The following is a 20,914-nucleotide window of genomic DNA, read 5'->3' as shown; positions in this document are numbered from 1 at the left end:
GTTGGAGATTACCCTTGTTTCGTCTTAATGCTGTTCGCGCAAGCCACTTCCTGCCTTCGCTGTTCTTGTTGCTGGCAGGGCTCGCCGCAGCCTATGTGAGAGACCTCAGTGTCTTCTTCACATCGCTGTTCAATGTCTTGCCTACGTTGGTTCTGCTGCTGGGCGGCGCCTACTGCGCCGTGTACCGTCGGCAACGTGAGCTGTTCCTGATGCTTACGGTGTACATCGCCTACTTTCTGCTCGACACCCAGACCGACTTCTACCGTGACCATGGCCGCGTGCGCGAGGACGCGGCGGTGATCTTCCACCTGGTGTGCCTGTTGCTGCCCGCGCTGTTCGGCTTGTATGGCGCCTGGCAGGAACGTACCCACCTGCTGCAGGACCTGGTCGCACGCGGCGCTGTGCTGTTTGCCGTGGGCAGCGTGGCGGTGGCCCTCGAACAAAGCTACCCCGAAGCGCTGCTGAGCTGGTTGGCGGAAATCCGCTGGCCAGCCTTGCATGGCCAGTGGATGAGCCTGATCCAGATGGTTTACCCACTGTTCCTCGCTGTGTTCATCCTGCTGGTGGTGCAATACCTGCGTGCCCCCAGGCCGCTGCATGCTGCGCAGTTGACCGGCCTGCTGGGCATTTTCTGGATGCTGCCGCAAACCTTCATCCTGCCGTTCACCCTTAACATCATGTGCAGCCAGGTGATGTTGATGATCGCCGCAGCGGTAGCGCACGAGGCCTACCAGATGGCCTTCCGCGACGAGCTGACCGGCCTGCCGGGGCGCCGCGCGCTGAACGAGCGCATGCAGCGTCTGGGGCGCAATTATGTGATCGCCATGACCGACGTGGACCACTTCAAGAAATTCAACGATACCCATGGTCACGACGTGGGTGACCAGGTGTTGCGCCTGGTGGCCAGCCGTTTGTCCAAGGTGACCGGCGGCGGCCGGGCCTACCGATATGGCGGCGAGGAGTTCGCCCTGGTGTTCGCGGGCAAGACAGCCGAGGAGTGTGTGCCCCACGTGGAAGCGGTGCGTGAGGTAATCGCCAACTATGTGATGCACCTGCGCGATCAGCACAACCGCCCGCAGGACGATACGGCCGGGCGCCAGCGCCGGGCGGGCAGCAGTGGCGGCACGGTGTCGGTCACCATCAGTATCGGTGTGGCCGAGCGCCAGGCCGATCATCGCAACCCCGAGGCGGTGCTGAAATCCGCCGACCAGGCGCTCTACAGCGCCAAAGGCGCGGGGCGCAATTGTGTCATGGTGCATGGGCAACAATCGCAGCGAGGGGCCGTACGCACGGCGTGACCGGGCAATACTGTATGGTCAGTTGATGACCCTATGTCTCGTAAAAGTTGTTCGGTTACACTGCCAGTAACCCCTGTGTCGCGGTTCCCCGAGACCGCCCCGACCCGACTAGCGAGAGGTTGTCATGGCTGACTATAAAGCGCCCCTGCGCGACATGCGCTTCGTACTGAATGAAGTCTTCAACGTGGCCGAGCAGTGGGCGCAGTTGCCCGGGCTGGCCGAGGTTGTCGATGCCGACACCGCCATGGCCGTGCTGGAAGAAGCCGGCAAGGTCACCGCCAAGTCCATCGCGCCGCTCAGCCGAGCAGCGGATGAAGAAGGTTGCCACTGGGACAACGGCGCGGTGCGCACGCCGGCCGGTTTCATCGAGGCCTACAACACCTACGCCGAAGGCGGTTGGGTCGGCGTGGGCGGCGACCCGTTGTTCGGCGGCATGGGCATGCCCAAGGCCATCTCGGCCCAGGTCGAGGAAATGGTCAACGCCTCCAGCCTGGCGTTTGGCTTGTACCCGATGCTGACCGCCGGCGCCTGCCTGTCGATCAATGCCCACGCCAGCGAAGCGCTGAAGGAAAAGTACCTGCCGAACATGTATGCCGGCGTATGGGCCGGTTCCATGTGCCTGACCGAGCCGCACGCCGGTACCGACCTGGGCATCATCCGTACCAAGGCCGAGCCCCAGGCCGATGGCAGCTACAAGGTCAGCGGCACCAAGATCTTCATCACCGGTGGCGAGCACGACCTGACCGAGAACATCATCCACCTGGTGCTGGCCAAGCTGCCGGACGCACCGGCGGGGCCGAAAGGTATTTCGCTGTTCCTGGTGCCGAAGTTTCTGGTCAACGAAGATGGCAGCCTCGGTGCATGCAACCCGGCCACTTGCGGTTCGATCGAACACAAGATGGGCATCCAGGCCTCGGCTACCTGCGTGATGAACTTCGACGAAGCAGTCGGCTATATCGTCGGTGAGCCGAACAAGGGCCTGGCGGCCATGTTCACCATGATGAACTACGAGCGCCTGGGTGTTGGTATCCAGGGCCTGGCCTCGGCCGAACGCTCCTACCAGAACGCCGTGGAATACGCCCGCGACCGCCTGCAGAGCCGTGCCCCGACTGGCCCACAGGCCAAGGACAAGGCCGCCGACCCGATCATCGTCCACCCGGACGTTCGTCGCATGCTGCTGACCATGAAGGCGTTGATCGAAGGTGGCCGCGCCTTCTCCACCTACGTGGCCATGCAACTGGACAGTGCCAAGTACAGCGAAGACGCCAATGTGCGCAAACGCAGCGAAGAGCTGGTGGCGCTGCTGACGCCGGTGGCCAAGGCCTTCCTCACCGACCTGGGGCTGGAGTGCGCGGTGCATGGCCAGCAGGTGTTCGGCGGGCATGGCTACATTCGCGAATGGGGGCAGGAGCAGTTGGTGCGTGATGTGCGCATCACACAGATCTACGAAGGCACCAACGGCATCCAGGCCCTCGACCTGATGGGGCGCAAGGTGGTGGCCAGCGGTGGCGCGTACTACCGGTTGTTCTCCGACGAGATCCGCCAGTTCATTGCCAGCGCAGCTGGCGAGCTGGACGAATTTGCCAAGCCGTTGGCGGCCAGCCTCGACCAGCTCGACGGGCTGACTGAGTGGGTGCTGGAAAAGGCCAAGGGCAACCCGAATGAAATCGGCGCGGCTTCGGTCGAGTACCTGCATGCATTTGGTTATGTGGCCTACGGCTATATGTGGGCACTGATGGCACGGGCGGCCAAGGCGGGTGAGGGCGACGAAGCGTTCTACTCGGGCAAGCTGGGTACGGCGCGGTTCTACTTTGCGCGGTTGCTGCCACGGGTGGATTCGATGGTGGCTTCGGTGAAGGCGGGCAGTGAATCGCTGTATCTGCTGGATGCCGAACAGTTCTGACGTATTTAGGGGCCGCTCGGCGGCCCCGATTTTCGGCATGTCTGGGAATGAATCCCCTTTGTAAGCTTTTTCCTACACGACGTGGTGACTTTTCACCACTGTTCTCAGATTGGATCCACGGTTAATCTTTACCACATGGACGTTGCGCAGGAAGCGCAAAGGACAGATCAAGGAAGACGACGAAGGACCACCTGCCAGGACGGCGGGGCGATACGGATGTCACAGGGAAACAGTCTGGAAAACCCCGCTTCGGCGGGGTTTTCTTTGTGTGCGTGTTTTTTCAGGCCAGCACATCCAGCGGTGATGCCCCCAACAGGCGGGCGTCCGTCTCTTCTTCCAGTAGCGTGCGCAGTAGCTCCACAGAGGCCTGCTGGCGCTGGGCATCGCGGAACACCAGGCCAACCTTCAGCGGCACCCGTGGCTCGCTCAATGGCTTCCACAACAGCCCCTGATCATCTTCGGCGGCCTCCTTGGCCCGCCCCGGCAGGATGGTCGCCAGCGCCGTGTGCGCCAGGCTGTCGAGAATCCCCGCCATGTTGTTCATCTCTGCCTGAACCTGCGGCCGACGGCCCTGGCTGGCCAGTTGCGCCTGCCAGATCTGACGGATCTGGAATTCTTCGCCCAGCATCAGCATGGGCAATTCGGCAGCCTGGCGGATAGACACCTTCTTGAAGTCCTTCAGCGGGTGAGTATCGGGGATGACCAGTTGCAGCTCGTCTTCATACAGCAGCAGGCCATGCAACCCGGGCTGGCGCGGCGGCAGGTAGCTGATGCCGATGTCCAGGCTGCCGTTAAGCAGGCGCCGTTCGATCTCCAGCCCCGACAACTCGTAGATCTGCACGACAAGGTGCGGCTGGGCCTTGCGCAGCCGCTCGAGCAGCTGCGGTACCAGGCTCGGTCGCACGGTCTGCAGCACGCCGATGGCCAGGGTGCGCAGCGACTGCCCCTTGAAGTTGCGCATGGCCTCGTGGGCGCGTTGCAGGCCGTCAAGCAAGGGCAAGGCATGGTTGTACAGGGTATGGGCAGCCAAGGTAGGCAACAGGCGCTTGTTGCTGCGCTCGAACAGGCTCAAATCAAGGCTGTGCTCCAGTTGCCGGATCTGCTGGGAGAGTGCCGGCTGGGACAGCGACAGACGTTCTGCAGCGCGGCCCACGTGGCCTTCTTCATACACCGCGACGAAATAACGCAGTTGGCGGAAATCCATAAGTAACACTTATCGAAAATGCTGGAAAAACGAAATGGTCGAAAACCCTCTTGAAGCCTAGTCTATCGCCGTATTCCAACGGGTTACAGCGATGAATCGGTCGATTGTTACCCCGGATGAAAAACACTTTTGATAGGCAAGGCAAAATATTGAGTGCCGGCACCAAGACCGCACCGTTGCCGCCCCTTACCGTGATTGGTTGGAGCCCTGATGAACCTGTTCAACCTGCGCCGCTCGGCCCCTGTCGCTGCCGCCGAGCCCAAGCGTGCGCCGGTGATCGTGCCGCAAGCCGCTGAGCTTTCGCGTGATCGCCTGATGCCCAGCGCCGAGCGCGCAGCGCAGGTGTTCGTGCGCGGCCAAGGCTCCTGGTTGTGGGACAGTGAAGGGCATGCCTACCTGGACTTCACCCAAGGCGGCGCGGTCAACAGCCTGGGCCACAGCCCGAGCGTGCTGGTGAAAGCGCTGGGCAACCAGGCCCAGGCGCTGATCAACCCGGGTTCGGGCTTCCATAGCCGTGGCTTGCTGGGATTGGTGAACCGCTTGTGTCAGAGCACTGGCAGCGACCAGGCCTACCTGCTCAACAGTGGTGCCGAGGCCTGCGAAGGCGCGATCAAACTGGCGCGCAAGTGGGGCCAGCTGCACCGCAACGGCGCCTACCACATCATCACGGCCAGCCAGGCCTGTCACGGCCGCAGCCTGGGTGCACTGTCGGCGTCCGACCCGCTGCCATGCAACCGCTGCGAGCCTGGCCTGCCGGGGTTCAGCAAGGTGCCGTTCAATGACCTGGCGGCACTGCACGCCGAGGTGGATTCACGCACCGTGGCGATCATGCTCGAGCCGATCCAGGGCGAGGCGGGCGTGATTCCGGCAACCCAGGAATACCTCAAGGGCGTGGAAACACTGTGCCGTGAACTGGGCATCCTGCTGATCCTCGATGAGGTGCAGACCGGTATTGGCCGCTGTGGCGCACTGCTGGCCGAGGAAACCTATGGCGTGCGTGCCGACATCATCACCCTGGGCAAGGGTTTGGGCGGCGGTGTGCCACTGGCCGCCTTGCTGGCTCGGGGCACGGCGTGCTGCGCCGAGCCTGGCGAACTGGAAGGCAGCCACCACGGCAATGCGCTGATGTGCGCCGCCGGCCTGGCGGTGCTGGACACCGTGCTGGAGCCTGGCTTTTTCACGCATGTGCAGGACAACGGCCGTCACCTGCGTGAAGGCCTGAGCCGACTGGCCGGGCGCTATGGCCAGGGCGAAGTGCGTGGGCAAGGCCTGCTGTGGGCGCTGCAACTCAAAGAAAACCTGGCCCGTGAACTGGTGGCTGCGGCGCTGCACGAAGGCCTGCTGCTCAATGCGCCACAGGCGGATGTGGTGCGCTTTTCACCTGCGCTAACCGTGAGCAAGGGCAACATCGACGAAATGCTGCTGCGCCTGGCACGCGCTTTTGCCCGTCTTCATGCCCAGCAGCAGGCCCGCCGCGAAGTGCCGGCCTGACTGTGTAGCAACACTGAGAATTCAACGAACCGTCTGGCGTTCCTGCGCATCGCCCCTGGCCTGTTTCATTCGGCCCGGGGCGTTTTTTTTGCCTGTGGAACCTCTGCGGTGGGCGGCTAGTCTGTGAGATAACCCCTTCAGGAGAGACTCGCATGGACTTTATCCGCATCATCATCGCCATCATCCTGCCGCCGCTTGGCGTGTTCTTGCAGGTGGGGTTTGGCGGGGCGTTCTGGCTGAATATTCTGCTGACCTTGCTGGGCTACATTCCGGGGATCGTGCATGCGGTTTACATCATCGCCAAACGGTGAGGTTTTCCGGGGCTGCAAAACGGCCCCGGAATTTCAACCGTTCAACACCCGGCAATAGAACTTCCACTCTTCTTCGAGCGCATGCGCCAGGTTCTCTGCCTTACGGAACCCATGCCGCTCACCCGCATAGAAGTGCCCTTCAGCCTCGATCCCGTTGGCCTGCAACGCCGTCAGCATCGACCGCGTCTGCTCCGGCACCACCACCGCGTCCAGCTCACCCTGGAAGAAAATCACCGGCACCTTGATCTGCCCCGCATGCAGCAGCGGCGTGCGCTGGCGATAGCGCTCGGCATCCTGTTGCGGATCGCCGATCAGCCAGTCCAGATAATCGCCCTCAAACTTGTGCGTGGCCCGGCCCAGGGCAACCGGGTCGCTGACTCCGTACAGGCTGGCACCGGCGCGGAACACGTCGTGGAAGGCCAAGGCACACAGGGTGGTGTAGCCACCGGCGCTGCCGCCACGGATGAACGCCTTGCGTTTGTCGACCAGGCCCTGAGCCGCCAGGTACTCGACCGCCGCGCAGGCATCGGCCACATCGCTTTCGCCCCAGCGCAGGTGCAACGCCTGGCGGTATTCCCGGCCATAGCCGGTGCTACCCCGGTAATTCAGGTCGGCCACGGCAAAGCCGCGTTGGGTCCAGTACTGGATGCGAGGCTCGAGCACCGGATAACAGGCCGAGGTCGGCCCGCCGTGGATGAACACCACCAGCGGCGTGGCGCCTTGCGAGTGCGCTGCCGGGTAGAAGAATCCGTGGGCCCGCTCGCCGTCACTGCCATAGTGAATCGACCGCGGCAGGCTGATTTGCCCTGCCGGCAGTATCTCGCCCCCCCCGGCCAGCACACGTACTTCGTGGTTACTGCGGTCGACGGCAATCACTGCAGGCGGGCTGATGGGCGAGGCGGCAATGGCATAAAGGTGATCGCTGTCCATGGCCAGGCTGCGAAAACGCGTGTAGCCACTGGCGAAACGCTCCATGCGCCCATCGGTGTTACGCAGCCCCAGTTGCCCGAAGCCGTCATTGAACCAACTCGCCAGATAGCTTTGCGACCCCAGTGCCAACCAGGTACAGGTACCCAATTGCCAGGGCGCAGCAGCATGGTCCGCAGTCTCGGCAGGCAACGCCTGCCAGTGGCCATCGACCTCGCCCCAGGGCTGCCAGAAGCCATTGCGGTCGGACAGGCAGTAGAGCCGGCCTTCGGCATCGAAACGCGGTTGTTGCAGCGATTCATCATTGCTGGCGATGCACTGCGCGGGTCCCCAGTGGCCACTGCTGTCGCGTGTGCGGCACATCAATCGGGTGATAGTCCAAGGCTGTGCCGGTCGGTCCCATTCGATCCACGCCAGGCGTATGCCATCTGCACTCACCGTGGGTGAGGCGTAGAAATCGGCGCCCTCGGCGAGCACCACCCGGCCGCTCTCACTCAACGCGACAAGCCGATGCTCCACCTGCTCGGCATGGCGTTCCTCGACGGCCAGCACCTGGCCGTCGTGCCACTGCACATCGCCGTAGCGGCAGCTGGCATCCTCGGTCAGCGCACGCGGTTGCGAATCGTCCAGCGGCTGGGTGTAGACCTGCTGGTCCTTTTCGTTGACGAACACCAGCCCGTCGCCACCCAGGCAGAAGCTACCACCGCCGTACTCGTAGACCCGGCTGCGCACGCTGAAGCCATCCGGCGTCAGGCAGCGCGCCTGGTGGTACAGCCAGTGCCAGACACGGCAAGCACCATCGGCCGGGCGAAACTCGATCCAGAACAGCCCGTCGGCACTGGCTTTGAGTTCGGCGAAGTCGGTGCCGGCGGCAACGGCCTGGGCCGCGCTGAATTCAGCCACGGGCGATGACTCGGGAGTTTCGTTCATTGCGGAAGGTCATCTGTTCAATGGCGAGCTGGGCGCTTTCTGCCTCCTCGCGGGCCTTGAGGATGATGCGGTGGTCGGCCGACTTGGCGCATACCGGGTCGGCGTTGCTGGCATCGCCGGTCAGCATGAAGGCCTGGCAGCGACAGCCGCCGAAGTCCTTTTCTTTTTCGTCACAGGAGCGGCACGGTTCGCGCATCCACTCGTAACCACGGAAGCGGTTGAAGCCAAACGACTCATACCAGATATGGTGCAGGTCGTGGTCGCGTACATTGGGGAACTGCACCGGCAGCTGGCGGGCGCCGTGGCAGGGCAGCGCGGTGCCGTCCGGGGTGATGGTGAGGAACAGGTTGCCCCAGCCATTCATGCAGGCCTTGGGACGCTCTTCGTAGTAGTCCGGGGTGACGAAGATCAGCTTGCACGGGTTGCCCTCGGCCTTGAGCTTGTCCCGGTATTCGTTGGTGATGCGCTCGGCCCGCTCAAGCTGCGAGCGGGTCGGCAGCAGGCCCAGGCGGTTGAGGTGCGCCCAACCGTAGAACTGGCAGGTGGCAAGCTCGACGAAGTCGGCTTCAAGGGCGATGCACAGCTCGATGATGCGGTCGATCTTGTCGATGTTGTGCCGATGGGTAACGAAGTTGAGCACCATCGGGTAACCGTGGGCCTTCACCGCGCGGGCCATCTCCAGCTTTTGCGCAAAGGCCTTCTTCGAACCGGCCAGCAGGTTGTTCACCTGCTCGTCGCTGGCCTGGAAGCTGATCTGGATATGGTCCAGGCCGGCCTTCTTGAAGTCAGCGATACGGGCTTCGGTCAGGCCGATGCCCGAGGTGATCAGGTTGGTGTAGTAACCCAGCCGGCGGGCTTCGCCGATCAGTTCGGCCAGGTCCTGGCGCACCAGCGGTTCACCGCCGGAAAAGCCGATTTGCGCCGCGCCCATTTCACGCGCCTCGGCCATGACCTTGAACCACTGCTCGGTGCTCAGCTCCTGCCCCTGGGCGGCAAAGTCCAGCGGGTTGGAGCAGTACGGGCATTGCAGCGGGCAGCGGTAGGTGAGCTCGGCCAGCAGCCAAAGCGGCAGGCCGACCTCGGGCGTGGGCGGCAACTCAGGCGAGGACGATCCAGTGTTCGGCACGGGCCACCTCCATGAACTGCTCGATGTCGTCGGCCACTTCCGGGACATCGGGGAATTGCTGTTCGAGTTCGCTGATGATGGCGGCCACGTCACGTTGGCCATCGATCAGGCCACCGATCAGGCTGGCACTCTCGTTGAGCTTGATCATGCCCTCGGGGTAGAGCAGTACGTGGCCTTTCTGCGCCGGTTCGTACTGGAAGCGGTAGCCGGGGCGCCAGTTCGGCACCTGATTGCGGTCAAAACTCATAGGGTGATCCCCTTGTGCCACACCCGTTCCTGGGTGACGGAATGATAGGGCGGGCGGTTCAGCTCGTAGGCCATGCTCATGGCGTCGAGCATGCTCCAGAGGATATCCAGCTTGAACTGCAGGATCTCCAGCATACGCTCCTGGCCCGCGCGGGTGGTGTAGTGCTGCAGGGTAATCGCCAGGCCGTGCTCTACGTCACGACGAGCCTGGCCCAGGCGGGTGCGGAAGTATTCGTAGCCGGCCGGGTCGATCCACGGGTAGTGCTGTGGCCAGCTGTCCAGGCGCGACTGGTGGATTTGCGGGGCGAACAACTCGGTCAGCGAACTGCTGGCCGCTTCCTGCCAACTGGCGCGGCGGGCGAAGTTGACGTAGGCATCGACGGCAAAGCGTACGCCGGGCAGTACCAGCTCTTGCGAACGCAACTGGTCCGGGTCCAGGCCGACAGCCTGGCCCAGGCGCAACCAGGCTTCGATGCCACCGTCCTCGCCAGGCGCGCCGTCGTGGTCGAGCAGGCGCTGGATCCACTCGCGGCGTACTTCGCGGTCAGGGCAGTTGGCCAGGATCGCGGCATCCTTCATTGGGATGTTGACCTGATAGTAGAAGCGGTTGGCCACCCAGCCCTGGATCTGCTCACGGGTGGCGCGGCCCTGGTACATCGCCACGTGGTACGGGTGATGAATGTGGTAATAGGCGCCCTTGGCGCGCAGGGCCTGCTCGAATTCGGCAGGGGACATTGGCAATGCGTCGCTCATCAGGCCTCCTTACAACTCAATGCTCATTCCGTCGAAGGCAACTTCCACACCGCGGCGCTGGACTTCGGCGCGCTCCGGGGAGTCTTCATCGAGAATCGGGTTTGTGTTGTTGATGTGGATAAGCACTTTGCGCTGACGCGGGAAAGCGTCCAGCACTTCGAGCATGCCGCCCGGGCCGTTCTGCGCCAGGTGGCCCATTTCGCGGCCCGTGCGAGTGCCCACGCCACGGCGTTGCATTTCATCGTCTTCCCACAGCGTGCCGTCGACCAGCAGGCAGTCGGCGCCGTGCATCATCGCCAGCAGCTTGTCGTCCACCTGGCCCAGGCCTGGGGCGTAGAACAGCTTGCCGCCGGTGCGGGTGTCTTCGACCAGCAGGCCCAGGTTGTCGCCCGGGTGCGGGTCGAAGCGGTGCGGCGAATAAGGCGGTGCGGCGCTGCGCAGAGGGAATGGAGTGAACTTGAGGTTTGGGCAGGCCTCGATAACGAAGCTACCTTCCAGCTCGATGCGGTTCCACTGCAGGCCACCGTTCCAGTGGTTGAGCATGTTGAACAACGGGAAGCCGGTGGTGAGGTCCTGGTGGACCATGTCGGTGCACCACACCTGGTGCGGGCAGCCTTCACGCAGGCTGAGCAGGCCGGTGGTGTGGTCGATCTGGCTGTCCAGCAGCACGATGGCGTTGATGCCGGTGTCGCGCAGGGCACGGGCTGGCTGCATCGGCGCGAAGGCCTGGAGCTGGGCGCGGATGTCGGGCGAGGCATTGCACAGCACCCAGTGTACGCCGTCGTCGGACAGGGCGATGGACGACTGGGTGCGCGCCGTGGCCCGCAGGGTGCCGTCACGAAAGCCCTTGCAGTTGACGCAGTTGCAGTTCCACTGCGGGAACCCGCCACCGGCGGCGGAGCCGAGAACCTGGATGTACATGGCCACTCTCTATGCAAAAAACCGGATCGGAAAAACGAAAACGCCCCGGCAGGCCGAGGCGTGGAACCCTAAGCCGGGCTTAGCGGTTAGCGAAGTACATGGTGACTTCGAAGCCGATACGCAGATCAGTGTATGCAGGTTTGGTCCACATGGGATTACTCCTTCCGGATGGGTTTGGGGTTGCTCAGTTACTACTTGGGTACCGCCACGCAAAGGCGGTTCCCGGAACTGGGATTGCGCTATCTTACAAGAAAAATTTGTACTGGAAGGTTAATTATTCGAAAAGTGCCGTTGCAATTTGCGTAACAATCACGGGCCTGGATCACTTCCACGTAGGGGGTGGTGCGGCAGCGTTGGCCAAACACAACCAGGATGCGTCTGCATCGAGCAGGTTACCCAGCAGGTGGTCCAGATCCGTCTGCCGCGTGTTCAGAATAGCCCTGCGCAACGTATCCAGCCTGCCGGGTTGTGTAGCCAGGTGTGTCTGCCACGCCCATTCGGCGACATCGGCGTTGGCCATGGCCGGTTCATCGAATTGACTGGCCAGGGCCTGTTGGGTGTCTGGGTCAAGGGTGACACCCTTGCTGAGTAGCGTGAGCAGGTGGTCGAGGATCTGTGCCTGGTGGGTGTGCGGCGATTGCACCCCGAACAACAGGCCACCGACCCCCTCTATCTGACGAAAGGTACTGAATACCGCATAGCCGAGTTGCAGCTCCACCCGCAGCCGCTGGTAAACCGGCCCTTGCAGGTGTTGCGCGAGCAAGCGGCCGCCCGCTTCGCTGGCTGCAGGCAGCGGGCAGAACAGCAGCAGGGCGTGTTCGCTGCCCGCTACTTCGGCATGCTGCCAACGGCGTTTGGCCCAAGTGGGCAGGGGGCTTGGCAGCGAGCCGTGCCCTGGGCAGTGCTGTAGAGCAGTGCCCAGGGCGTTCAGGGCTGAATCGTCGAAGCCTGCGGCCAGGCCGTGCCAGCGTGTGTGCTGCCACAGCTTGTCGAGTTGCTGCTGCTCCAGCGTGCAGGCAGGACCCGTTGGGGGCGGGGTGCCGAGCACCGCGTCAGGCAGTTGCTTGAGCAAGGCCCTGATGGGGATCAGGGCCGCCGGTGGCGTTGTGCAAGGCAGCCAGCATCTGGCCGGGGGGGTGACGATCAAAACCAAGGCCTGCGCCACGGCCCGCAGCACCGCTGCCGGTAGCCCGGCGCAGCGCAACTGCCAGTATTCCCCGGCGGCCGTGAATTGCAGTTGTACCGAGGCGCGTTCACAACGCTCCTGCAGTGGCGCCAGGGCCTGTTCGAGCACACCCTGAAAACGTTGGCGCAACGTTGAGGGTACGTGCCAGCGCAGGTAGAGCGCTGCGTATTGGCGGGCGCCAGGGAGCAGCTCACTGACACGCAGTGCTGCCGGTACAGGCTTTGTATTCGCACTGGGTAGATCAGCCATCAGCAAGGGGTCGACCAAGGGCATGTGCCATTCGCCATACACGTTGCATGGCAGGCCTTGCAGTACGGCTTGAAGGGCCTGCAAACCGTGCGTATCCAACTTGGCGAACGGCTGCCCCGTGCTGTCACGGCGGGCCAGTTCAAGTGCACTGGCGCTGCGTTCGCGGCTGTGCTGCAGCAGGCCGAATTCGCGGTTCAACAGCTCGAGGTCGGCCTGGCGGGTGAAGCTGAACCAGCCGTGCAACAGGGCGCTGGCTTCGTCTGGGCAGGCGTCTGCGCTGAGCTTGAGGTCGAGGTGCCACAGCAGTTGGCCAGCAAAGGCATACAGCGTTTCGGCCTTGAAACGTTGCAGCCAGCCACGCTCGCGAAGTGCGCCCAGCCAGGTACCCGGGCGGCTGTCGCCGAGGCAGGCGATCAGCAGCTCCAGCGCTTGCTCGGCACCTGCCGGGAGGTTTTCGTGAGTGAAGGCCAGTGGTGTAGCCGTCGCCGACAATGGCGGCGGTTCGATTCGCGGCACATGCTTGCCTGTGGCGAACAGCGTCGCATGCTGCCGGCCAAGTTGCTCCAGCTCATCCAGCGGCTGCGGCCCGCATAGGCTCAAGACGATCTGGCCACCCTGATAGAAGCGTTGGTGGAAACCCGTAAGTGCTTGCTGAAAGGCAGGGGCCTGCAGGGCCAGGGTATACCGGTTGCCGGCATGAAATGCGCCCAGCGGATGGCCTTGCGACACCGACTGCAACAAGGCGAATTGCTGCTGGGCCTGCGGGTTGCGTGACCAGGCAATGAACTCGGCGTGGATCACTTCACGCTCGCGGCGTTGGCGCTCGATGCCCAGATCCGGTTCGGCCAGCATCTGGCACAGGCGCTCGAGGCCCCCGGCCAACGCATTGGGCGGGACTTCGAAGAAAAAGTCGGTCGTGCGTTCCCGGGTGCTGGCGTTGACTTGGCCGCCCAGGGTCTGCACGTAACGCATCAGGCCGTCGTCCAGCGCAAAGCGTGGGGTGCCGAGGAAGAACAGGTGTTCGAGGAAGTGGGCCAGGCCCGGCCATTTGCCCGGTGCGTCGTGGCTACCCGCGTGCACCCGCAGTGCGGCGGCCGAACGTTTCAGGCGCGGGGCGTGGCGCAGGGTCAGTTGCAGGCCGTTGGCGAGGGTGAGGTGGCGGATGGCGTCAGGCATGGGGGCTCCGGTTGCTGCTGTCCATGCTAACCCATTTGTTTGCAGGCCCGGCCCAATCGCCGGCAAGCCAGCTCCCACAAGTACCCCACAATGTTCCAATCTGTCGCGATCCTGTGGGAGCTGGCTTGCCGGCGATTGGGCCGCACCGCGGCCCCTGTCAGCGGTTACGCAGATGCAGCTCCTGACGCAGATCTGTCAGGTAAGGAAATGCCATCCGCCCATGCACCACTTGCTCATGCTCCAGCTCGGCCAGCAACAGGCATTCATCCCGCCCGCCCATGGCCAGCAAACTACCATCCGGGCCGATGATGCTGCTCTGCCCGCAATACTGGATCTCGTCTTCCGCGCCGCAATAATTGGCATATACCAGGTAGCACTGGTTCTCCTGCGCCCGTACCCTTACGGTCACCTGGCAGATGAAGTCATACGGCGCCATGTTCGCCGTCGGCACCAGGATCAGCTCGGCACCCGCCAGCGCCAGGCGCCGGGCGTTTTCCGGGAACTCGATGTCGTAGCAGATCAGCAGGCCGACTTTCCAGCCTTCAAGCTCGACCACCGGAAAGTGGTCCGGGCCTGCGCTGAACATCGAACGGTCCAGCTCGCCAAACAGGTGGGTCTTGCGGTAGTTGCACAGGCTGCGGCCATGCGCATCGATCAACTGCACGCTGTTGTAGATTGCGCCATCATCTGCCCGCTCCGGGTAGCCATAGACAATGGCAATGCGGTGCGTCTGGGCGATTTCCGCTACCTCCATGGCCGCCGCGCCATCGTCAGCTTCGGCCAGGCGCTCGACCTGGGCCAGGCCGATGTTGTAGCCGGTCAGGAACATCTCCGGGCACACCAGCAGCTGTGCACCGCGCTCGGCTGCCAACTGCGCCTGATGGCGCAGCCGTAGCAAGTTGCCGGGCACATCCAGTGGCTTGGGTGTGCCCTGGAACAAAGCGATGCGCATGACGCCTCCTTGATTCAGTCTGCCAGGGCAATAGGGCCGATTTCATCGAACACATCGCCCGGGCCGGGGTTGTCCGGGTGGGTGTGGCCACCGAAGTGGTTCATGATACCCCACACCGCATTCAGCGATGTTTGCACCGCGCCCTCCACCCAGGCGGGTGTCCACGATACATCGTCACCGGCGATGAACATGCCGCGCTGCTCGGCGGGCATGTCCTGCTGCATGAAGTGTGCGTACATGCGCTGGTTGTAGCGGTAGTGACCCGGCAGTGCGCCCTTGAAGGCGCCCAGGAAGTGCGGATCAGCCTCCCACGAAATGGTGATCGGATCGCCGATGATGTGCCCGGCGATATCGGTTTTCGGGTAGATCTTCTTCAGCGCATCCAGGGCCAGCTGCACGCGTTTTTCCACCGGATGCGGCAGCATTTTCAGCGCATCGCTCATCCACGCATAGGACAGGCAGATTACCCCCGGCTTGTCGTCGCCGTTGTCGAACAGGTAGGTGCCGCGGGTGAGGCGGTCAGTGAGGGTCATGCTCATCAGGTCACGACCGGTTTCCGGGTCCTTGTCCTTCCAGAATGGCCGGTCGACCATGACGAACGTCTTCGACGACTGCATGTAGCGGGTGCGGTCCAGGGCCATCCACATCTTTTGCGAGAACAGCGATTCCTCGCAGTCGATCTGGGTGGTCAGCAGCCAGGTCTGGCAGGTGGCGAGCACGGCGCCGTAGTGGCGGGTGTCGCCCCAGTTGTCGGTGACCGCCAGGCGGCCATCGGCGGCACGGGCAATGCGTTTTACTCCAGTGCGCGGCGCGCCGCCATGCAGGCCGCTCAGGCTGGTGCCCTCCGGCCAGTGGGCACAGCGCTCCGGCACATGGCGCCAGATCCCTTGCGGCACCTGCTCCACACCGCCGACGACCAGGTGTTGGTGGTCGTCGCAGTTGGTCATCACCACGCGGAAGATTTCCAGCATCGAGTTGGGGAAGTCCGAGTCCCAGCCACCGGTGCCGAAACCAACCTGGCCGAACACTTCGCGGTGCTGGAAGCTCAGTTTGGCGAACGAACGTGAGGTGGCGACGAAGTCGTAGAACGTGCGGTCGTCCCACAGTGGGACCAGCTTGTTCCACAGCTCTTTAAGGCGCGGTACATCCCGATCGCGGATGGCTTGCTGGATGTCGGCGAACTGGGCACCACTTTCCAGCGCGTCGGCCCAGGCGTCGGCCACTTCGTGGAACAGCTTGGGCAAGTCGGTGGTTTTTTCGGCGTAATAGGTCTGGCCTTCAAGGTCGATCACAGTGCTGCCCGAGGCCGGGGTCAGCGGGTTAGGGAAAGGCTTGGTTTCCAGGCCCAACTTGTCCACGTAGTGGTAGAAGGCAGTGGACGACACCGGGAAGCGCATGCCGCCCAGCTCGGCGATGATCCCGTCGGTGCCATTGAAGGCTTGCGAGCGCAGCCGGCCGCCCAGTTTGGAGGCCTCATACACCACCGGTTTGAGGCCTAGCTTCATCAGCTCGTAGGCCGCCACCAGGCCGGCAATACCGGCACCCACGATGGCCACTTCTTCACCCTGGCGCTCAGCCGGAATACTGCCCAGGCCTGCGGGGTGCTCCAGCCAGTCATCGAAAGCGAAGGGGAAGTCCGGGCCGAAGATGGTGATGGGCTTTTTGCCGTCGGCGGGGTGGCGGTTTTTCTTGTTCATGAAGTGACCTTGCCAGAGGGGCTGCGCGGGTGGCGGAGCCTGAGTATAGGAGATGGCTGGAGGTCATTTTAGGGGGTGGGGTGTTCGTTAATAAGATGCATATTGATGTCTGAATGTATGTTGTTTCGTCAAAGTGAGCTTATTCATGAACATTTAGACGGTTCAGGCAAATGAGCAATTCAGGAGCTGCGCCGGCCCCTGTGGGAGCGGGTTCACCCGCGAATGCGTCGGTCGATTCTCCACAGCATTCGCGGGTGAACCCGCTCCTACAGGGGACAGTGCTGCCCTTGCGATGCGAGTGATCAGACACTTCCTACACCCATGGCTTGAAATAAAGAATTACCCTACACCCGCTATCGCCTTGGTCTGGCAGCGTGGGAAAAGCTTCAGCGTTAACTTCACGGAGTCGCCGTTTTTCGGGCGATTGGGTGTGAGAACCCATCCTCCAACTTCGCACCAAGGCTTATGTCATGGCAGCCGTGCGCGGGCAGGCTTTCGCCTGGCCGGATTTCCAAGTTGGCCGGTTTCTCACCCCGTGCATGGCTGCCACCTATTCCTGTGAGAAGGTTTTGGTAGGCGGTTTCCACAATCTCAATTTGGAAATTGCATCATGAAGCCGACTGATTCTGACCAAGCTGGAAAACTGCAACCCACCGCTGAAAAAGCCTTTTGCAACTGCGAATCCAGCCACCCGCCGTTATTCGCCATCCGCCCCGGGATCGACGCCGCAGACGCCCTGGTCCACGCCTGCCTATTGGCCCGAGGCCTTAACCAGATCGCCACTGACTACGCCCAACACCACGCCCCCGAGCGCAGCCGTGACATCGTCTGGTCGATGCAGCATTCTGCCGAGAGCCTTTCGGCGATTCTGGAGGGATTGCTTGACGGGCAGGAGGTCTGACTGATCAGAGCGGCTGCCCACGGTCCACCTTGCTGCTGAGAATGATCGACGTGGTGGTCTTCTCCACCCCGTCGACACTGCCGATCTGGTCGAGCAACTGGTCCAGTTGCTCAGGCGAATCCGTAAGCAGCCAGGCCACGTAGTCGAACTCGCCGCTCACTGCGCACAGCTGTTGGACTTGGCCCATGGCACTCAGGCGCCGCACCACTTCCTTGCCGGAGCGCGGCTGCACTTTGATCCCCACATACGCCTGCAGGCCGCCACCCAGCACCCGCTGGCCCAAGCGCACGCCATAACCGGAGATGACCTTGTTCTTCTCCAGGCGCTCCAGGCGCGAGTTGACGGTGGTGCGGGCGATACCCAGCTGGCGGGCGAGGGTGGCGACGCTTTCGCGGGCGTTGATCTGCAGCAGGGCGATCAGCTGGCGATCGATTTCATCCAGCGTGATGGAGCGGGAATCCGACATGGCGAGTCTCTACGGTTGGCCTGCTAGCCTAGCGAGCGACTGCCAATCAGGGCAAGACCGAGCACAGGTGACCAATCTGACGCGGTCTCCTGTAGGAGCGGCCTTGTGTCGCGAAAGGGCCGCAAAGCGGCCCCGGCAATATATGCATCGGCGCTGAAACCCTGGGGCTGCTTTGCAGCCCTTTCGCGACACAAGGCCGCTCCTACAATGACCGCGCTGGCCTGAAGGCTGAGCCTTCGGCATGATGAAACGCTAGTCCAACGAGAACCTGAGCGTGAACCTCGACAACCTGCTTGAATGCTGGCGACTGGAAGTCTCCAACAAGAAAAGGCCAGGACGCCGTATCAGCCTGCTGTTCAACGTACTGCGCCGCGCACGCAAGGACAACAAACTGCGCTTTCTCTTTGCCTACCGCCTGGCCCAATACCTCGATGCTCGCGGCGGCCTGGCCCGGCGTCACGCTCGGCGCATGCAACAACGGCTCAACCTCAAGTACGCGGTGGACATCGACATCGGCGCACAAATCGCGCCCGGCCTGCGTATTGCTCACCTACCGGGGGTGGTGATTACTCGGCATGTGAGCATCGGGCGCAATTTCTTCATCCGGCAGAACTGCTCGATCGGCATCAAGACGCTCGGGCTGGAGGAATACGCGCTGCGCATTGGCGACAACGTAAGCATGGGTGCCAACAGCTGCATCGTTGCTGATCGCATCGATATTGGTGACGACGTGGTGATTGGCGCGATGTCGCTGGTTACGCGGGATATTCCGACTGGGATGACCTTCTACAATCCTCGGCAGGTCGAGATGCAGCCCCGTCCTGAATAGGCATTGAGCAAGCCGACAACGAATCAGTCCTCACAGAGAAAGCCTGCATCAAATCGCATGAAGGCTGATGGTGGTATCGAGTTTGTCGCTGGCATCTGCGCACCAGGCGCCCAAGGCGGCCTCGACGGCTGCCTTGTCTGTCAGCTGGGCCAACGGGATAGGCTTGCTGAAGCAGCGATAGCCAGGCACGTCTGTTGAGTTGACTTCGCCGTCCTCGGGGTAGTCGATCCCAAGCCAGTATTTGTGGTACCAGTTGCCCTCGCTGGGTTTGTCACAAATCACCACAGAAAGCACCAGTTCGCTGCGCGTTTGCTCTGCAGGGTCACAAACGAATGTCCCTGCTTGCTTATCGAAGCCGGTGTCGCTGCGGATCCAGGCGCCGAACATGAGGTCGCCTGCTACTTGGTTGTCCCAGTGCGCCTCCTGGCCGTGCGGGTATCTGAGCCAGATGGCGGAAAGATCGTAGAAAGGCAGGTAACGCAGGCCACTGTCTTCGCGCTTTTCCAAGCCCGCCAAGCTTCTGGGTTGTGGATAGACATACTCGTGATGGTAGTCCACTGCGCCCAACCGATCTCGTATGTAGCCCAACAGTTCGAACATTCGTTGCTGGTAGTCAGCGATCAGCCGATAGGCGCGACGTACGTCCAGCAGTGCGTTTTCCAGATTCCCTGTCATTTGATATTCCATGCTGCGAAAGCTTCAGGCTGGGTAGTGATGGCGGCTGAGTGAAGATCTTTCAACCAACGTTGCTCGTGGGTGCGCAGACCATGCCAGGCGTAACAGGCGGAGATGTCATCGAGCAAGCGCTGACAACTGGTCGAACCAGCGGGTTGGATATGGGTTTGCAGGATCTGAAAGAGCCCTGTCCAACTCTGGCAAACCAGTTTGTAAGGTTTTCCTGCATTGCTGGCCAATGCTTGCTGCAGGGCAGCTTGCAAGTGTGGCTGGGCTTTGTGGGGCTGGAGCTCCAAGCCGCCCAGGGCAAGCAGAATGCAGCCTTCCTCCAGCTGGCCGTCATGCCATCCAGCAAGTAGCTCGGCGGATAACTGGGTTGCGTTCTGTTGGCGGACATTGTCGAAGCGCTTGGCCTCCACTACCACAGTACGACGGCCATCGTAGAGCACGAGGTCCGGCTCGACGCGGGTGCCGCAGGGCAGGTGCCAACTGGGCCAGTACTCAACCTCTTGCAGCGGCCCAAAGTTTTCACCTAGCAGTTCTGACATCACGGCACAGAATTGCTCGTTTGGCAGGTATGCCAAGCGCTCGAAGATCGTGGCCGTCAGCACATCTTCTGCGCCCTGCGCGTCGAACGCCTGTCCTTGCAGCCCCGTGCCGCGTTTCTTGCCGGCCAAGATGGCATTCAGCATGAAGACTTCCTGCAATTGCATAGGTAGTGGAGGTGTTGGCAGGTACTTTATAGCAAGTGATGGCACTTAGGCACCACCAAGGCGGTGTTGGGTTTATGGATGCGATGATGCCCTATTGATATCATTCGACCCCTTCCCCAAGCTGCTCCCCCTCAAGCCATGCAAGGATTTGCCCAATGAACAAAATGACAGTCAGCCCATGGTTGATGGTGTCTCCGGACGGCCCACTTACTTATGCGCGAAACGGTCAGTTGGTACACCTGCGCCAAGGTGGCCTTGATGGTGCGTGCGGTCCGTACAGTGTGGTAATGGCCTTGGTCACCCTTGGCGTCATGTGCTACGAGGAAGTACAGAACATGTACCTATGGCATGGCAACAGCCGTGAGGGCCGGTTCCGTACAGAGATCCGCAATCTGGGTGCATTGGTTTCAGAGGGTACTGATCACAAGGACATGCTCCGGCTGGTCGAATGCTTCAGCGGTGTCGGTGTTGGCGCGGAGTACGTAGCTGGAAGCAAGAAGGACATCGTCCAGCAGGTACAGGATGCTGTCGACTGCCAATGTGCACCCATCATTGGCGTGCGTTGGCCTGGTGGTAGCGGGCATTGGATGATGGTGGTCGGTTATCAAGGTTATGAAGAGGGCGGCAACTTTCAGATAACCCACTTGTTATGCCTGGATCCTGGCAGCGATACACCGCGCACCAGCCTGTGGAACGCGGTTATTGAGGTGTTCAACGAGGACGGCAGTTCCGTAGCTAGTGGCCCGCTTCCTTCGCTGTTCTGGGGCTTCTCTGGAGAGCCGAGAAGCTGCCGAATTGAGGAAGCGCTGATCATTTGCCAGGGCTGAGCAAACCTTGAATGAAAAAGCCGCGCATTAGCGCGGCTTTGTCGTATCTGGTGGGCCCACACGGACTCGAACCGTGGACCAAAGGATTATGAGTCCTCTGCTCTAACCGACTGAGCTATAGGCCCTCAGTAAG

The 20,914-nt window shown here is 62.1% G+C and carries 20 protein-coding genes and 1 tRNA gene; 7 read left to right on the top strand and 14 right to left on the bottom strand.

Going from position 1 to position 20,914, the window contains the following annotated elements; genetic code table 11:
• The first annotated feature begins 14 nt into the window (after positions 1-14).
• A complete protein-coding gene (locus tag A0O30_RS17360; protein WP_105947302.1) occupies positions 15-1,298 on the top strand; it encodes a diguanylate cyclase in 1,284 nt (427 codons plus the stop codon).
• A 124-nt stretch (positions 1,299-1,422) separates the two neighbouring features.
• Complete coding sequence (locus tag A0O30_RS17355; RefSeq protein ID WP_105947301.1) at positions 1,423-3,201, top strand: acyl-CoA dehydrogenase C-terminal domain-containing protein; 1,779 nt, start codon at positions 1,423-1,425, stop codon at positions 3,199-3,201.
• A 280-nt stretch (positions 3,202-3,481) separates the two neighbouring features.
• Here the strand turns inward: A0O30_RS17355 and A0O30_RS17350 are convergent, their stop codons facing one another.
• Positions 3,482-4,405, bottom strand: a complete 924-nt coding sequence (locus tag A0O30_RS17350) for a LysR family transcriptional regulator (protein WP_012270171.1) — start codon at positions 4,403-4,405, stop codon at positions 3,482-3,484.
• Positions 4,406-4,615: 210 nt separating this feature from the next.
• On the opposite strand from A0O30_RS17350, the gene A0O30_RS17345 reads away from it, so the two are divergent.
• Together A0O30_RS17345 and A0O30_RS17340 are read left to right on the top strand one after the other, a co-directional pair.
• The gene (locus A0O30_RS17345; RefSeq protein ID WP_104833565.1) at positions 4,616-5,896 is read left to right on the top strand and encodes an aspartate aminotransferase family protein; all 1,281 of its coding nucleotides are present in this window, start codon (positions 4,616-4,618) and stop codon (positions 5,894-5,896) included.
• 152 nt (positions 5,897-6,048) lie between these two features.
• On the top strand, positions 6,049-6,207 hold the full coding sequence (locus A0O30_RS17340) for a YqaE/Pmp3 family membrane protein (RefSeq protein WP_009681539.1): 159 nt from the start codon (positions 6,049-6,051) through the stop codon (positions 6,205-6,207).
• 33 nt (positions 6,208-6,240) lie between these two features.
• On the opposite strand, the gene A0O30_RS17335 is transcribed toward A0O30_RS17340, so the two are convergent.
• From A0O30_RS17335 to A0O30_RS17295, 9 genes are all read right to left on the bottom strand, one after another.
• The gene (locus tag A0O30_RS17335) at positions 6,241-8,064 is read right to left on the bottom strand and encodes a S9 family peptidase (protein ID WP_105947300.1); all 1,824 of its coding nucleotides are present in this window, start codon (positions 8,062-8,064) and stop codon (positions 6,241-6,243) included.
• Positions 8,030-9,190, bottom strand: coding sequence for a pyrroloquinoline quinone biosynthesis protein PqqE (gene pqqE, locus A0O30_RS17330; RefSeq protein WP_105947299.1), 1,161 nt, complete (start codon positions 9,188-9,190; stop codon positions 8,030-8,032). Before pqqE ends, A0O30_RS17335 begins: the two co-directional genes overlap by 35 nt.
• On the bottom strand, positions 9,162-9,437 hold the full coding sequence (gene pqqD / locus A0O30_RS17325) for a pyrroloquinoline quinone biosynthesis peptide chaperone PqqD (protein ID WP_105947298.1): 276 nt from the start codon (positions 9,435-9,437) through the stop codon (positions 9,162-9,164). Before pqqD ends, pqqE begins: the two co-directional genes overlap by 29 nt.
• Positions 9,434-10,189 carry a pyrroloquinoline-quinone synthase PqqC gene (pqqC, locus tag A0O30_RS17320; protein WP_003255592.1) on the bottom strand — a complete coding sequence of 252 codons (756 nt, stop codon included), beginning with the start codon at positions 10,187-10,189 and terminating at the stop codon, positions 9,434-9,436. The genes pqqD and pqqC overlap by 4 nt, the downstream gene beginning before the upstream one ends.
• A 9-nt stretch (positions 10,190-10,198) precedes the next feature.
• Positions 10,199-11,110, bottom strand: a complete 912-nt coding sequence (gene pqqB, locus A0O30_RS17315; protein ID WP_105947297.1) for a pyrroloquinoline quinone biosynthesis protein PqqB — start codon at positions 11,108-11,110, stop codon at positions 10,199-10,201.
• Positions 11,111-11,189: 79 nt separating this feature from the next.
• On the bottom strand, positions 11,190-11,261 hold the full coding sequence (pqqA, locus tag A0O30_RS17310) for a pyrroloquinoline quinone precursor peptide PqqA (RefSeq protein ID WP_003243383.1): 72 nt from the start codon (positions 11,259-11,261) through the stop codon (positions 11,190-11,192).
• Between the two features lie 171 nt (positions 11,262-11,432).
• The gene (gene pqqF, locus A0O30_RS17305; RefSeq protein WP_105947296.1) at positions 11,433-13,721 is read right to left on the bottom strand and encodes a pyrroloquinoline quinone biosynthesis protein PqqF; all 2,289 of its coding nucleotides are present in this window, start codon (positions 13,719-13,721) and stop codon (positions 11,433-11,435) included.
• A gap of 157 nt (positions 13,722-13,878) precedes the next feature.
• Positions 13,879-14,673, bottom strand: a complete 795-nt coding sequence (locus A0O30_RS17300; protein WP_105947295.1) for a carbon-nitrogen hydrolase family protein — start codon at positions 14,671-14,673, stop codon at positions 13,879-13,881.
• Positions 14,674-14,687: 14 nt separating this feature from the next.
• A complete protein-coding gene (locus A0O30_RS17295; protein ID WP_019097148.1) occupies positions 14,688-16,370 on the bottom strand; it encodes an NAD(P)/FAD-dependent oxidoreductase in 1,683 nt (560 codons plus the stop codon).
• 610 nt (positions 16,371-16,980) lie between these two features.
• On the opposite strand from A0O30_RS17295, the gene A0O30_RS17285 reads away from it, so the two are divergent.
• Positions 16,981-17,271 (top strand): hypothetical protein, encoded by a 291-nt coding sequence (locus A0O30_RS17285; protein ID WP_019097147.1) that lies wholly within the window; start codon positions 16,981-16,983, stop codon positions 17,269-17,271.
• 4 nt (positions 17,272-17,275) lie between these two features.
• On the opposite strand, the gene A0O30_RS17280 is transcribed toward A0O30_RS17285, so the two are convergent.
• Positions 17,276-17,737 carry an Lrp/AsnC family transcriptional regulator gene (locus A0O30_RS17280; RefSeq protein WP_016484597.1) on the bottom strand — a complete coding sequence of 154 codons (462 nt, stop codon included), beginning with the start codon at positions 17,735-17,737 and terminating at the stop codon, positions 17,276-17,278.
• Between the two features lie 274 nt (positions 17,738-18,011).
• Between A0O30_RS17280 and A0O30_RS17270 the strand changes: the two genes are divergently transcribed.
• A complete protein-coding gene (locus A0O30_RS17270) occupies positions 18,012-18,566 on the top strand; it encodes a serine acetyltransferase (RefSeq protein WP_105947293.1) in 555 nt (184 codons plus the stop codon).
• 48 nt (positions 18,567-18,614) lie between these two features.
• Here the strand turns inward: A0O30_RS17270 and A0O30_RS17265 are convergent, their stop codons facing one another.
• Positions 18,615-19,241, bottom strand: coding sequence for a hypothetical protein (locus A0O30_RS17265; RefSeq protein ID WP_177410289.1), 627 nt, complete (start codon positions 19,239-19,241; stop codon positions 18,615-18,617).
• Positions 19,238-19,933 (bottom strand): F-box domain-containing protein, encoded by a 696-nt coding sequence (locus A0O30_RS17260; RefSeq protein WP_256589697.1) that lies wholly within the window; start codon positions 19,931-19,933, stop codon positions 19,238-19,240. The genes A0O30_RS17265 and A0O30_RS17260 overlap by 4 nt, the downstream gene beginning before the upstream one ends.
• A gap of 176 nt (positions 19,934-20,109) precedes the next feature.
• Here A0O30_RS17260 and A0O30_RS17255 point away from each other — a divergent pair, with 176 nt between their 5' ends.
• Complete coding sequence (locus A0O30_RS17255; protein ID WP_105947292.1) at positions 20,110-20,781, top strand: hypothetical protein; 672 nt, start codon at positions 20,110-20,112, stop codon at positions 20,779-20,781.
• Positions 20,782-20,829: 48 nt separating this feature from the next.
• Here A0O30_RS17255 and A0O30_RS17250 read toward each other — a convergent pair.
• A tRNA-Ile gene (locus A0O30_RS17250) sits at positions 20,830-20,906 on the bottom strand.
• Positions 20,907-20,914: the final 8 nt, after the last annotated feature.

This window comes from Pseudomonas sp. LLC-1 (genome assembly GCF_002992185.1).
GTDB classification, from domain to species: domain Bacteria; phylum Pseudomonadota; class Gammaproteobacteria; order Pseudomonadales; family Pseudomonadaceae; genus Aquipseudomonas; species Aquipseudomonas monteilii.
Note: the sequence above shows the minus strand (reverse complement) of the source record. Positions and strands in the feature narration are given on the sequence as shown.

Excerpts from the sequence above, each read along its gene's own strand:
- A0O30_RS17355 (WP_105947301.1), top strand. The coding sequence starts at position 1,423 with ATGGCTGACTATAAAGCGCCCCTGCGCGACATGCGCTTCGTACTGAAT.
- A0O30_RS17285 (WP_019097147.1), top strand. The coding sequence starts at position 16,981 with ATGAAGCCGACTGATTCTGACCAAGCTGGAAAACTGCAACCCACCGCT.
- A0O30_RS17255 (WP_105947292.1), top strand. The coding sequence starts at position 20,110 with ATGAACAAAATGACAGTCAGCCCATGGTTGATGGTGTCTCCGGACGGC.
- pqqF (WP_105947296.1), bottom strand. The coding sequence starts at position 13,721 with ATGCCTGACGCCATCCGCCACCTCACCCTCGCCAACGGCCTGCAACTG.
- pqqD (WP_105947298.1), bottom strand. The coding sequence starts at position 9,437 with ATGAGTTTTGACCGCAATCAGGTGCCGAACTGGCGCCCCGGCTACCGC.
- A0O30_RS17260 (WP_256589697.1), bottom strand. The coding sequence starts at position 19,933 with ATGCTGAATGCCATCTTGGCCGGCAAGAAACGCGGCACGGGGCTGCAA.
- A0O30_RS17350 (WP_012270171.1), bottom strand. The coding sequence starts at position 4,405 with ATGGATTTCCGCCAACTGCGTTATTTCGTCGCGGTGTATGAAGAAGGC.
- pqqB (WP_105947297.1), bottom strand. The coding sequence starts at position 11,110 with ATGTACATCCAGGTTCTCGGCTCCGCCGCCGGTGGCGGGTTCCCGCAG.
- A0O30_RS17280 (WP_016484597.1), bottom strand. The coding sequence starts at position 17,737 with ATGTCGGATTCCCGCTCCATCACGCTGGATGAAATCGATCGCCAGCTG.
- A0O30_RS17345 (WP_104833565.1), top strand. The coding sequence starts at position 4,616 with ATGAACCTGTTCAACCTGCGCCGCTCGGCCCCTGTCGCTGCCGCCGAG.
- A0O30_RS17300 (WP_105947295.1), bottom strand. The coding sequence starts at position 14,673 with ATGCGCATCGCTTTGTTCCAGGGCACACCCAAGCCACTGGATGTGCCC.
- pqqC (WP_003255592.1), bottom strand. The coding sequence starts at position 10,189 with ATGAGCGACGCATTGCCAATGTCCCCTGCCGAATTCGAGCAGGCCCTG.
- A0O30_RS17340 (WP_009681539.1), top strand. The coding sequence starts at position 6,049 with ATGGACTTTATCCGCATCATCATCGCCATCATCCTGCCGCCGCTTGGC.
- A0O30_RS17265 (WP_177410289.1), bottom strand. The coding sequence starts at position 19,241 with ATGACAGGGAATCTGGAAAACGCACTGCTGGACGTACGTCGCGCCTAT.
- A0O30_RS17335 (WP_105947300.1), bottom strand. The coding sequence starts at position 8,064 with ATGAACGAAACTCCCGAGTCATCGCCCGTGGCTGAATTCAGCGCGGCC.
- A0O30_RS17295 (WP_019097148.1), bottom strand. The coding sequence starts at position 16,370 with ATGAACAAGAAAAACCGCCACCCCGCCGACGGCAAAAAGCCCATCACC.